The following is a 12,772-nucleotide window of genomic DNA, read 5'->3' as shown; positions in this document are numbered from 1 at the left end:
AAAATGAAAACAGTTTTGGTATTTAAGACATCCATTACAAAAAACAATGAAATTAAAATTGTTCAACCTACTTTAAATCGTTTGATTACCAAAAATGACCGCTGGAATTTTGACTTAGAAGATTGCGATAATATTCTTCGGGTAGAGACTCAAATGATTAAAGCTGATGCCATTTTAAAAGCAATACAACATCATGGTTTTTATTGTGAAGAATTGTTGTAAAAACAGTAATATTTTCTAGAAACAGTAAATATAATGTAAATAAGAAACCGAATGAAGAAACTAATTGCTTCTCTATTCGGTTTCTTTACTCTTTCAAGATGATATTATCTATTTTATTACAAATGTTTCGTTTTGTATCCAATTAGCCCTTAGTTTAAATACAGTTTCTAAATAGATAATTTGCTCTGGCTCTTTTCTTAATAAGAAATTTCCAGTATCCCACATACGATTATTATTTTCATCAACTATAGCTCTAACACTATATTCCTTGGGTTCTAGTAAGATAAATTCTATCTTTTTAGAAGAAGTAAGATACCTTTTTTCTACAACCTTATCTTGACTTAATAATTCAATAATAACAGGATATTCTGTTTCGTTTTTAACATCCAAAACAATATTTCCATAATCTTCCACAGTACGCGTTGTGAATTTATAATCTAACGTATCGTTTGTAGTTTCAAAAACATCAGTTATTCCTTTAGGTAAGCCTTTAAAAATGTATCCATATTTAGGTTTCTTTTCAAACAATACAGCTAGTTTATTAATCGACTGCTTTTGCAATTCAAAAGGTACATCAACAGTATCTTTATCTATCAATGAAAACTTCGATTTATCAAAAGAAACAATTGGGTTATTTGTTTTAATAAACATAGTATCTTTCAGGTTAAGAACTCCACTTACACTAGATGACACAGATAAAGAGTCAATTTTCTTTTTTCTTAAAAACACTGTAACAGTATCTTTAAAATTCTGATTATTTACTATAAAATTCAATGAATCTCTCTCTACAGGTGTATACCAATAATTGAGTGTATCTTTATCTTCCTCAAACTGAGTAAACGACTTGTAATCTTGCGGAACTTCCGATAACAGTTCAATACTCATATCTTCCTGCTTCCCTTCAAAACCAAACTGAATTTTTCCTTTTGTTACTTCTTTTCCTCTTTTAAACTCATATGGCTGAATTTCTTTAAAAAAACGAATAGGTTTGTTTAGCAAAGTATCTTTTGGTAACGTAATTGTATCTACTACAAAACCAATTTTATCTGTTCTACTATTAAAAATATAATCACTTGAAGGCTCTTTTAATGCTAGCATTAAATATTTTCCTTCACGTAAATTACTAAACTCAAAATTTGTAGAATCTAGCGTGCTTGTTACATAATTTGGCTTTTTCTTAAAAACAATAGAATCGTTGTAGGTACTATCAATCTTATATAACAAAACACTAACTTCTTTCACCTCTTTTTTATCAAAAGCATCAGCTACTGCACCTTTAATTTTTAAAGAATCAATATAGTCTCCTGTTGAAAACACATACTTAAAGCTCTCTAACTTGTTGTTTTCGTTGTTATCTTGAACTGCATTTCCAAAGTTAAAAGTATAGGTGGTATTTTTCTGTAACGTATCTAATATTTTAATATTAATATACTTACTTGGTGTTCCTTGTGGTGTAATTAACGGTGGATTTTTCATTGGCGGAGAAACTACCAACTGTTTTTGTAGGTCTTTTAAAACAATATACTCATCAAAATAAATACGAATGTTATCATCTTTAAAATGAATAGTTTCATAAGGAGGATTTGCAGTAACCATTATTGGTGCGGTTTCATCCTTCGGACCTCCTTCTGGTCGTCCTTTACGTGCACAACTACTTATTAAAAAAGCGAAAAGAGTTACTAAAATAAAGTGTTTATTTTTCACAAATTATTGGTTTAAAATCCATTTTCAAAAGTAGTAAATTAAGATGGAATGATATTAGTCTTTTTGTGTATACGCCATTGTAGCAACACTTATCTTTATGTTTTGCGTTTTTAAAAGTTCGTTTGCACAAGCTTCTAATGTTGCTCCTGTTGTAATAACATCATCAATAAGTAAAATATGTTTATTTTCAAAAAGTGTTGTATCAACAAGTTTAAACTTTGTTTTGTTATTAGAAAACCGTTCAAATCGTTGTTTTAATGTTTGCGTTTTAGTTTTGGAAGTTCTTATAAGAATATCTGGCTTATACTCTACATTCAAAATATCACTTAATCGTTTTCCAAACATGGTTACTTGATTATATCCTCTACTTTTAAGCTTTTTTAAATGTAATGGTACTGGAATAATATAGTCTATATCTATAAAAGTATTTAATGTTTTTAATCGTTCTCCAAACCAGTCAGCAATAAATATTCCAATTTCTGGCTGATTTTTATACTTTAATTGATGGATCAATTTTTGGGTAACTCCTTTCTTCCTGTAAAAAAGAAAAGAATGTACTGCTTGTATTGGTACTTTCCCATAAAAATTTGACATTAATGTAACATTTATATGCTTATTATCGTCTATAATTGGCAAGTCGTTTTTACAAATAACACAGAGAAGTGTTTCATTTTGTAATAACGTTTTTTCACAATTTACACATAATTTGGGGTAGAATAAGTAGAATATCTCTTTTAAAAATTGCATCTTTACAAGCCTTTTTTAACATAGGAAGATACAAAAAACAACAATAAATTATATTTTGAGTAAAAAGTTTAATTTTTTTAAAGAAGCTGTAAAAAATTACAAAACATCAGGCACAGTTGTTCCAAGCTCTAGATACCTAGCTAACAAGATGCTAAAAGAAATTGATTTTAAATCTGCTGAAGTTATTGTAGAGTTAGGACCTGGAAACGGAGCCATAACACAATATTTACTAAAAAAACTTCAACCCAACACCATATTAATATGTTTTGAAATAAATGATGCTTTCTATAGAGAATTAAAAAAAATACAACATCCACAATTAGTTGTTTTAAAGGCTTCTGCAGAAAACATAAAACTTGAAATACAAAAGCTTGGTTTTTCAAAAGCCAACTACATTGTTTCTAGCTTGCCCCTTACCATAATCCCAAAAGAAATATCGCACGCTATCTTAACAAAAAGCTATAACTTTTTAGCTCCATCAGGACTATTTATTCAATATCAGTATAGCTTAACTTACTACAAAAAACTAAAAGAAGTTTTTGGAGACAACATAAATTTGAGCTTTGAACCATTAAACTTTCCACCTGCTTTTATTTATAAATGTGTTAAAAAATAAATAGTATATTAGCACAGAGCGTCCCCTTTTTTTATACCCTTTAAAATGATGATAGTCTCAAAAATAAAAAATAATAGTTTTGTTGCCTTCTTAATTTTACTAATACTTGTTATTGGTTTTTTGTCTTATCAAAATGCTAGAGACTATTCTGAACTCAAGGCAGTTTTTGAACTTGAAAAAAAAGAACTAGAGGGCGAATTAACAAACATTATTGAGGATTATGAAGAAGCTAGCTATAAAAAAAATGAATATTCATTAAAGCTAAAAGGTGGGCTTAACAAAGTAATTCAACTAAGAGATTCTATTAAAAACCTAAAACAAGTAGACTATAAATTTATTGGGTATTTTAGGAAGAGAACAAAAGTACTTATTGAAGAAAACAAAAAGCTTTTTACTGAAGTAAGTCACTTAAACACTATAAATAACAAACTAATTATAAAGAACGATAGCGTTAAAGAAGCATTATTAATAAAAGAAAAACAAAACACTAAACTTACCAACATAAATCGTTTTTTAAGTAATGAAAAGTTAGCTTTAAAGAAAAAAATAGCCACTGCTGAACTTATTGAAGTTTCTTCTATAAAAGCAGAGGCAATGAGAAAAAAAAGAAACGGAAAGTTTACATCTACTTCAAAATCGACAAAAGTAAGTGCTTTTAAAATAGAGTTTGAGTTAATGCAAAATAAAGTAACACCACCTGGTTTAAAAGAAGTTTACATTCAAATAACAGATATGAATAAAAATGTGATTGCCCCATATAAAGAAGTAAATTTACAAAACAATAAAAAAATATGGTGTAGTGATATTTTAATAGCTGAATACAATAACGAACAACTATCTATGATTTCTTTTATCAATATAAAAAATAAAATTAATGCAGGAATATACCATATAAATACATTTGTGAACGGTATTTATACTGGTAATAAATCTCTAGCATTAAAGTAAAACACCCCTTAATAAATAACTTAATATAATCAATTTCCCCTTAACTTATGAATCAACAAAAAACCAAAAATGTTTTAATTTTAGTATTAATTATCTTATTACTTTTCCTATTTTTTTATTCTCATCAAAAATCAAATGAAAATGAAAACCTTCAAAATATTTTTTTAGAAGAAAAAGCTGAGTTACAACAAGATCTAGACGAAATGATTAAAGATTACACAGATGTTGTTGTTGGTAAAAAACGTTTAGCTGACAGGTTAGAAGTAGAGCTAATTAAAATGAAGAACTTAAGAGACTCAATAAAGCTCTTAAAATCTGATAACTTTGGACTTATAAGAAAGTACAGAAGTAGAATTGCTAGCTTAGAACGTGAGAATAAGAAACTTTTCATTCAGATAGATTCTTTAAACAGTGCGAATGATGCTTTAACACAAGAAAATGTTATTGCTAATGAAATTTTACAACAAAAAGATAGTGTAAATGAAACTCTAACAGAAAAAAACAAAGAATTAGAGGCAAAAGTAGCTATTGGTGGAATTATTAAAACTAGTCCAGTAAAAGCTATTGCAATGAAAGAACGAAGTAGTGGAAAGCTAACCTCTACAAGTAGATCTAGTAGAACTGATGCTTTTAGAATTAATTTCGATTTGTTAGAAAACCCAATTACTAGTGCTGGTGAAAAACGCGTATACATTCAAATTATTGATGAAAACAAAAATGTAATCGCTCCTAAAGGTAAAACTGACTTAAAAAACGGACAAAAAGTTCAATACACAGACTCTTTAGAAGTTAACTACAACAATAACCGTTTAAGTCTTGTATCTTTAATATTAGTAAACAGAGACGATATTAAAAAAGGAAAGTATATAATTAGTGCTTTTGTTGATGGTGTTTACTCTGGAAATACAACAATAAAGCTAAGATAGAACCATAACTATTAATTATTAATAAAAAAGTGAAGAGCTTAATTTATTCTTCACTTTTTTCTTTTTCCATACCTTTAGTTTAAATCCTTATTTTATTTTTGCAATATGGCAAAACAAGAAGATCAATTTAAAAAAGTATTATCACACGCAAAAGAATACGGTTATGTATTTCAATCATCTGAAATTTACGATGGTTTAAGCGCAGTGTATGATTATGCTCAAAACGGAGTAGAATTAAAGAAGAATATTCGTGATTATTGGTGGAAAGCAATGGTGCAAATGCATGAAAACATTGTAGGTATTGACGCTTCAATACTAATGCACCCAACTACTTGGAAAGCCTCAGGCCACGTTGATGCTTTCAACGACCCTTTAATTGATAACAAAGATTCTAAAAAACGCTATAGAGCTGATGTTTTAGTTGAAGATTTTAGAGAAAAAATCAACGAAAAAATTCAAAAAGATATAACCAAAGCAAAAAAACGTTTTGGTGAAGCTTTTAATGAAGATGAATTTAGAAGTACAAACCCTAATGTTTTAAGACGTCAAAAACAAATTGACGAGATAACAGTTGAACTAACTAGAGTTCAAGAAGAAAACGATTTAGAAGGGTTTAGAAATTTAATTATAGACTTAGGCATTACATGTCCTGTTTCTGGTTCTAAAAACTGGACAGAAGTTAAGCAATTTAACTTAATGTTTGGAACGCAATTAGGAGCGTCAGCAGATAGTTCAACGCAAGTATATTTACGTCCTGAAACTGCACAAGGTATTTTTGTAAACTTCTTAAATGTACAAAAAACTGGACGTATGAAAATTCCTTTCGGAATTGCACAAACTGGTAAAGCTTTTCGTAATGAAATCGTTGCGCGCCAATTTATTTTTAGACAACGAGAGTTTGAGCAAATGGAAATGCAATTTTTTGTAAAGCCAGGAACTCAAAAAGAATGGTATGAAAAGTGGAAAGAAACTCGTTTAAAGTGGCATATGTCTTTAGGAATGGGAGAAGAAAATTATCGTTTTCACGATCATGACAAATTAGCACATTATGCTGATGCCGCTGCTGATATTGAATTTAAATTTCCTTTTGGGTTCAAAGAATTAGAAGGAATCCATTCTCGTACTGATTTTGACTTAAGTCAACATGAGAAATTCTCTGGAAAAAAACTACAGTACTTTGACCACGAGGACAACACTAGTTATGTACCATACGTAATTGAAACTTCTATTGGTTTAGACAGAATGTTCTTAGCTGTTTTCTCTAACTCTTTACAAGAAGAGGAGCTAGAAAATGGTTCAACAAGAACTGTTTTAAAGTTGCCTGCAGTTTTGGCACCAACCAAAGCAGCTATTTTACCATTAGTTAAAAAAGATGGTTTACCAGAAATCGCTCGTAAAATTGTTAACGATTTAAAATGGGACTTCAATGTTGTTTATGATGAAAAAGATGCTGTTGGAAGAAGGTATCGTCGTCAAGATGCTGTTGGTACACCTTTCTGTATTACGGTAGATCATGATACTATAGAAGACAACACTGTTACCATTCGTCATAGAGATACTATGGAGCAAAAACGAGTTAAAATAGAAGATTTAAGCAATATTATTAAACAAGAGGTAGATGTACGCTCTTGGTTACAAAAAACGGAAGCATAAATCTAAAAAACGTCAAAATAAAGCAAGAATCCTAAACGTAACTGTTTAGGATTTTTACTTTTGCAATAGTAAATAACTTCTCTTGAAATAAATACGAATGAAAACTATACTTAAAATATTATTCATCATCTTTTTACTTTGGATGATAACTGGTGCTTACCTTTTAAACACAGAGCACCCTAAAGCACAAGTAGTAATAGGACTAGGTGTTTTATACATGTCTTTTATATTAATGCCTTTATTTATCTACTATAGATATAAAGATGGTAAGTATAAAAAATATATTATCAACTCTGATAAAGACAAAAAAAAAGCTAAAGATTAATCTTCAGCTTTTTTACTTTATTTTGCTCTCTATTGTAAGGTAGGTGAGTAATTTGTTGGGTAATCATCTGGTTTAGCTAAACCGTCTTTACCTAAGGTAAAGTTAGATCCGTATGTAGCATCAATAGCAGCTAACATTTTATTAGCCATTAACGCATATCCTCTAGCTGTTAAATGAATTCCATCTAAACCAACTAAACCACCTGTTACTAAACTAGTATTCATATTATAATTCCCAAACTCTAATCCAGTAGTAGAAGCTTCTTGTAAAATAGCTTTAAAATCTACAAAAGCCAACCCTTTTGCTTCAGCCACCGATTTAATAGTTGCATTATAAGAATCCGTAGCATTCTTAACTCTACTTACCTCATCTTTTGTTAATACCCATTTATCTTCAAGAGGTAATGAAACTCCTTCTACAGAAAACATTCCTGCTAGTTCTTGTGATAAACCTTGTGACATTAAAAACGCAACTGAATCTGTATTAACTTCACCTATAATCGCACTACTTGGTAATACTAATAAGTCTTCTTCTGTTGCTTGTCTTGCTTGACCGTAATAAGTACCTAATAAACCTGCTACTTTTTGTAATGTAGTTGCATCAGTAGGTAATCCAAAACTTGCCACAAAAGGAGGGAAAGTAGGACTTGCTAATAAAGCTCCAACAATTTGAGCTGTCTTATTATCTAAAGACTCATCTTTAATTACAACTGCATTTGCAGCATCTGTGGTAAAAACAATTGATCTTTCTGGAACACCAATTGCTTCAAAAACTCCGTTAATAGCCCCAAAAACATTATTTAATGTTGGTATTTGCGCTCCAAAATCAGGGTTACTAGGATCTAATGGCGCATAAGGAACTGTTGTAAAGTAAGGTAACGATGTTATATAAGGTAAATTAGCTACGACTCCTTTTCTATCTCCCGCTGCTAAAGCATCAACGGTACTTGAAAAAACAGAAGCAAAAAGATTTGAATTAGTAATATCATTTGCTCCATAACTTGTTGGGTCTAAGTTTCCTGTTTCATTATGATCTTCTCCTACACCACCAGCTATAGAGTATCCTAAAACATCATTTCCTCCTATTTCAGATAATGTAAAAAATGTTGGTTGCTGTACTAATACATCTTGTATAACACTTGCCATAGGGTTAGATGCCATTCTTACATAATAAGGGTTTGCATTTGGTAAAGCTGCTAATGCTCCATAACCTTCTACTCCTAGGTGAAAGCTTTTTAATCCAGGGATTCCCATGTTATTATATGGTCCCGTTTGTATATTACTTATCTCTGTTGTAGGTGTTTTTGATAACCTTGCTGGCCCATCACCATTAAAATAAAACCTTGGCTCTCCTTTTTCTTCTCCTCCTATTAAAAAACCACCTATGTTATCATTCATTAAAGGTTGTGTAAAATCGCCTCCGCCAACCATAGCAAATTTACTAGCTAAGATATTTGGAAAAGAGTTCTCTTGAGAAGATTTAAATAAAGCCCCATCTGAAAATCCTGCTGTAAAAGAGGCTCCTACTGCTACATATTTAGAAAAATCTACACTACCAGCTTCTAGTGTTACATTGTTTTCCGCTTCTCCTTTAATCTCAGGTAATGTATTATCTACGTCACAGGCGGCTAACCCTAAAAATAACGCAGACAAAAAAGTATATTTAATTGTATTTTTCATTGTTTCTTTTTTAGTTATTGATAGTCCAAGAAATGTAATATTGAGAACCTACAGCTCCTACTCCTGGCGCACTTAAGTATTCTTCACCTGTTAAATTAGATCCTCCTACTTTAAATACTGATTTAATTGAAGGAACAGAATAATTAATTTGAGCATCAAGAACTGTTCTTTCTTCAATTGTTCCTTCTAAGAAAGTAGACTGCCAATAAAATTCATTTTGCCAACGAGCACTTACATTAAATCCAAAGTTTTCAAATAAATTTGTATGTCCAAATTGCATTTTTACTTTATGCTCTGGTGTGTTAAATCCAGCTTCAAAATCAGGATCAGAAGCTTGATCAAAATCAAACTTAGACCATGTATAGTTTAACCCAACATCAAACCCGTTAAATACTTTTGTGTTTAATCCTAACCCTACTCCATAAGAATTAACATCTGCCGTTGAATTTGTTTTTACACTAAATGTTCTTACTAAGTCTCTATTAGTTAAGTTATTTATGGTAGCTGGCGTATTTGGGTCTACTAGTACAACTACATCTTTATTAGAAATAAAGTCAGAATACATATTATAATATGTACTAAAATCAATAGATAGTTTGTTTTCTCCTAAGGGAAGTGCTGCACGATATCCAACTTCAAAAGATTTAACTTTTTCTGGCTGCACTAAAGCTGTCTTAACTAATGTAGGGTCAGGAATATTTGGATTATTCGCTTTTCTACTAATTGAAGCAGCAGAATACCCTCTATTAAGAGCATCTTGACCCGTTAAAGTAAATGTTCCTGTAGTTGTTTGAACAGCAGTTGAAAAACGATCAATATTGTCAGGAGCTGTTCCTAAAATAAAGCCTGCTCCTGTTGCCAAACCAATATACTGATCTTGGGTAGTTGGGTTACGGAAACCTGTTTGGAAAGACGCTCTAAAGTTATGGTTCTTGTTTTCTCCTGCTGCATAGGCTAAAGAGACTCTTGGTGTAACATTTCCATCAAAATTATCAGACTTATCATAACGGATAGATCCTGTAAACTTCAAACGGTCATCCATCATTTTTTTCTGAACTTGTGTATATACACCGTACTCTCCATATTTAATAGGCCCATCACTATCAGTATAAATAGTACCAAAAGAGTTAAGCTTGTACTGCCTGTAAGAACCTCCTACTTGAACTTCAGCCCAATCAATGTAATCACGTAAGTTTAAGTTTGCATCTGCATGATAGTAACTTGTATTATCTCTAAATCTAGACCCTGTCATTAAATCTGGATCAGCAGTTACTTCATTAAATAGTCTTGTAAACTCAGCAGAACCTGCTTCTGGTCTGTTCCTATCAGCAAAAGCTCTTGCTTGATTATGATTGCTTGCCTGTACTCCAGGAACGGATCCTAAATACGCAGCTGCATATTCTCCAAACCAAACTGAGTTCTCTTTCCATTTACTGTTTATATTTATTGCAGCAAAACGAGTATCATAAGAATCTCCAGCGTCTTCACCTGCATAATACCCTCTTACAAAAAAGTTTTTACCTCTTACTTCTAATTTATGTTGCTCCATAAAGAAGTTAGCAAGATTATAACGGTTTTGTCCTTGATAAATGGTATTACCTGTACCGTATTTTGAATTCCAAATTATTTCAACACGGTCATTTCCCAATGGACGGTAATGAATAGCTCCATTAAACTTTACACTTTTAGCTTCGTTAGACATTAAGTCTACTTCTCTATACCCTGTTCTACTAACATTTCCTATTGCTCCTCCCAAATTAACAGATACTTCATCTCCATATATATTTGCTCCATCATAATTTGGATCATCAGTATGACTCATACCTGGAATATATGTACCACCGATACCTGTTGTGTTTCTATAATCAGTTGCATGCCATTCTTCTCCTTTTAAGTAAGAAAAACTAGCTTTAACAGCAAAATAATCATCAAAAGCATGTGCCATTTTAATTGTAGCATCATAATATCCATTATCTCCTGCTGCTTCTTGACTTGTTAAGCCTGTTTTTAGACCAACACTAATACCTTGCTCGTTAAACGGGTTCTCACTACGCATTAACATAATACCGTTAAAAGCATTAGCTCCATATAAAGCTGAAGCTGCTCCTGGTAAAATTTCAACGCTTTTTACATCTACTTCAGAGATTCCCAATAAGTTTCCTATGGCAAAATTTAATGCTGGTGAAGCATTATCCATACCATCAACTAACTGTACAAAACGCTCATTACCAAAGGTAGCAAAACCACGTGTATTTACTGTTTTAAATGTTAAGCCTCCTGAGTTAATATCAACTCCTTTTAAATTTTCTAATCCATCATAATATGAAGCAGAAGCTGTATTCTTTATTGCTCTTGAATCAAAACGCTCAATTGTTACAGGTGATTCCATAACTCGTTCTGGAGTCCTTGAAGCTGATACAACTACCTCATCTAAAGAGGTTGCGTTTTCTGTTAAGCTAATTTCAACAACTTGGTTGTTTTTTGTTATCTCAACTGTTTTTGTTTGATACCCTAAGGAAGAAATTTCAATAGTAAACGGAGGAGTATCTGTTACCGTCATTGTAAATTTACCATCAAAATCAGTAGACGTTCCTACTGTCTTTCTCGAAACTTTAATGTTTGCTCCCGGTAATGGTCCGCCAAGCGAAGCATCACTAACCGTACCTGTAATGGTAGTTTGAGCAACCATTATTGCTGTACCAAATAGCACAAATGCAACAAGTAATAGTTTTTTCATCATAATGTAAAGTAATTTGTTAACTGTAGTGCAAAATACAATTTTTTTTCATTTACAGAATATTTACCCTGTTTTTTTACAGTTATACTAATTATATATCGAAAAACTTACCAAAAACAAATTTTACATTTTATTTAAATTTTTATTATTTATCATCTCATACAAATTGTATTTTTGCTTAAATTTATTAGTTATCTTGGAAGTTATACATTCTCTTTTTGACCTTAACCCTTCTCAAAAAACAATAATCACCATCGGTACTTTTGATGGAGTGCATATTGGGCATCAAAAGATTATTGAAAAGTTAGTTAGTGAAGCAAAAGCTAGTAATAAAAAGTCGGTGTTACTAACATTTTTTCCTCACCCAAGAATGGTATTACAAAAAGATGTTTCTATTAAGTTAATCAATACTATTACCGAAAAAGCTCAACACCTAGAAAAATTAGGGTTAGATTATTTAATAATTCATCCTTTTAGTAAAGAGTTTTCAAGACTTACCGCTTTAGATTTTGTTCGTGATATTTTAGTTAATCAACTAAATATTTCTAAACTGATTATTGGTTACGATCACCATTTTGGTAAAAATAGAGAAGGTAATATTGAACAATTAACAGAGTATTCTCATTTATATGATTTTACTGTTCAAGAAATTCCCGCTCAAGATATTGATGATGTATCAGTTAGTTCTACCAAAATTAGAAAAGCTCTTGCTAACGGGCATTTAAAAACAGCTAATAATTACTTGGGATATAATTTTTCTCTTACTGGAAAAGTTGTGAATGGCAAACAACTAGGAGGAAAAATAGGTTTCCCTACCGCAAATATTGATATCCCTGAAGATTATAAATTAATTCCTAAAACAGGTGTTTATATAATAAAATCTATTATTGAAAACACTACTATTTATGGAATGATGAATATTGGTAATCGACCAACAGTTGACGGTGAACACCAAACAATTGAAGTACACTATTTCAATTTTAACCAAAATCTATATTGTAAAGAATTAACTATTGAATTACTTTACTATTTAAGAAATGAACAAAAATTTGATTCTGTTTCTTGTTTAATTTCTCAACTGAAAAAAGATAAACAGAATTCGTTACTTTTTCTAAAAAGTTACGTCAAACCCTAACCTTAAAACTATACTTAAAGCCCCCCGGTTTCAAATATTTTTAGAATTAGTATTATTGACGTAACTACACGCAAAGTTAA

Annotated in this window: 11 protein-coding genes; 7 read left to right on the top strand and 4 right to left on the bottom strand. The window is 30.9% G+C overall.

Features of this window, described 5'->3' with window-relative positions; all coding sequences use genetic code 11:
• Positions 1-3 precede the first annotated feature (3 nt).
• A complete protein-coding gene (locus ACXIHB_RS11190) occupies positions 4-222 on the top strand; it encodes a hypothetical protein (protein WP_159488855.1) in 219 nt (72 codons plus the stop codon).
• A 108-nt stretch (positions 223-330) separates the two neighbouring features.
• On the opposite strand, the gene ACXIHB_RS11185 is transcribed toward ACXIHB_RS11190, so the two are convergent.
• Together ACXIHB_RS11185 and ACXIHB_RS11180 are read right to left on the bottom strand one after the other, a co-directional pair.
• Entirely contained in the window at positions 331-1,926 is a 1,596-nt protein-coding gene (locus tag ACXIHB_RS11185; RefSeq protein WP_462098265.1) for an Ig-like domain-containing domain, read from the bottom strand.
• 54 nt (positions 1,927-1,980) lie between these two features.
• Positions 1,981-2,520 (bottom strand): ComF family protein, encoded by a 540-nt coding sequence (locus ACXIHB_RS11180; protein WP_231128364.1) that lies wholly within the window; start codon positions 2,518-2,520, stop codon positions 1,981-1,983.
• Positions 2,521-2,728: 208 nt separating this feature from the next.
• On the opposite strand from ACXIHB_RS11180, the gene ACXIHB_RS11175 reads away from it, so the two are divergent.
• The 5 genes from ACXIHB_RS11175 (at position 2,729) to ACXIHB_RS11155 (ending at position 7,141) form a co-directional block, all read left to right on the top strand.
• Positions 2,729-3,289, top strand: a complete 561-nt coding sequence (locus tag ACXIHB_RS11175) for a class I SAM-dependent methyltransferase (protein WP_047788176.1) — start codon at positions 2,729-2,731, stop codon at positions 3,287-3,289.
• Positions 3,290-3,334: 45 nt separating this feature from the next.
• Positions 3,335-4,237: a hypothetical protein gene (locus ACXIHB_RS11170; RefSeq protein WP_159488851.1), complete on the top strand. Its 903-nt coding sequence runs from the start codon at positions 3,335-3,337 to the stop codon at positions 4,235-4,237.
• Between the two features lie 47 nt (positions 4,238-4,284).
• The gene (locus ACXIHB_RS11165) at positions 4,285-5,163 is read left to right on the top strand and encodes a hypothetical protein (protein WP_073182437.1); all 879 of its coding nucleotides are present in this window, start codon (positions 4,285-4,287) and stop codon (positions 5,161-5,163) included.
• Between the two features lie 105 nt (positions 5,164-5,268).
• A complete protein-coding gene (locus tag ACXIHB_RS11160) occupies positions 5,269-6,816 on the top strand; it encodes a glycine--tRNA ligase (RefSeq protein WP_047788173.1) in 1,548 nt (515 codons plus the stop codon).
• A 97-nt stretch (positions 6,817-6,913) separates the two neighbouring features.
• Positions 6,914-7,141 carry a hypothetical protein gene (locus ACXIHB_RS11155; protein ID WP_047788172.1) on the top strand — a complete coding sequence of 76 codons (228 nt, stop codon included), beginning with the start codon at positions 6,914-6,916 and terminating at the stop codon, positions 7,139-7,141.
• A 29-nt stretch (positions 7,142-7,170) separates the two neighbouring features.
• On the opposite strand, the gene ACXIHB_RS11150 is transcribed toward ACXIHB_RS11155, so the two are convergent.
• Together ACXIHB_RS11150 and ACXIHB_RS11145 are read right to left on the bottom strand one after the other, a co-directional pair.
• Positions 7,171-8,820 carry an SGNH/GDSL hydrolase family protein gene (locus ACXIHB_RS11150; protein ID WP_047788171.1) on the bottom strand — a complete coding sequence of 550 codons (1,650 nt, stop codon included), beginning with the start codon at positions 8,818-8,820 and terminating at the stop codon, positions 7,171-7,173.
• Between the two features lie 10 nt (positions 8,821-8,830).
• Entirely contained in the window at positions 8,831-11,560 is a 2,730-nt protein-coding gene (locus tag ACXIHB_RS11145) for a TonB-dependent receptor (RefSeq protein WP_462098264.1), read from the bottom strand.
• Positions 11,561-11,753: 193 nt separating this feature from the next.
• Here ACXIHB_RS11145 and ACXIHB_RS11140 point away from each other — a divergent pair, with 193 nt between their 5' ends.
• The gene (locus tag ACXIHB_RS11140) at positions 11,754-12,692 is read left to right on the top strand and encodes a bifunctional riboflavin kinase/FAD synthetase (protein WP_047788169.1); all 939 of its coding nucleotides are present in this window, start codon (positions 11,754-11,756) and stop codon (positions 12,690-12,692) included.
• The last annotated feature ends 80 nt before the right edge of the window (positions 12,693-12,772 follow it).

The organism is Tenacibaculum sp. IMCC1 (genome assembly GCF_054906355.1).
Note: the sequence above shows the minus strand (reverse complement) of the source record. Positions and strands in the feature narration are given on the sequence as shown.

Bases quoted from the DNA above. Each gene is read 5' to 3' on its own strand.
- ACXIHB_RS11190 (WP_159488855.1), top strand. From the start codon at position 4: ATGAAAACAGTTTTGGTATTTAAGACATCCATTACAAAAAACAATGAA.
- ACXIHB_RS11180 (WP_231128364.1), bottom strand. From the start codon at position 2,520: ATGTCAAATTTTTATGGGAAAGTACCAATACAAGCAGTACATTCTTTT.
- ACXIHB_RS11170 (WP_159488851.1), top strand. From the start codon at position 3,335: ATGATGATAGTCTCAAAAATAAAAAATAATAGTTTTGTTGCCTTCTTA.
- ACXIHB_RS11165 (WP_073182437.1), top strand. From the start codon at position 4,285: ATGAATCAACAAAAAACCAAAAATGTTTTAATTTTAGTATTAATTATC.
- ACXIHB_RS11160 (WP_047788173.1), top strand. From the start codon at position 5,269: ATGGCAAAACAAGAAGATCAATTTAAAAAAGTATTATCACACGCAAAA.
- ACXIHB_RS11155 (WP_047788172.1), top strand. From the start codon at position 6,914: ATGAAAACTATACTTAAAATATTATTCATCATCTTTTTACTTTGGATG.
- ACXIHB_RS11150 (WP_047788171.1), bottom strand. From the start codon at position 8,820: ATGAAAAATACAATTAAATATACTTTTTTGTCTGCGTTATTTTTAGGG.
- ACXIHB_RS11145 (WP_462098264.1), bottom strand. From the start codon at position 11,560: ATGATGAAAAAACTATTACTTGTTGCATTTGTGCTATTTGGTACAGCA.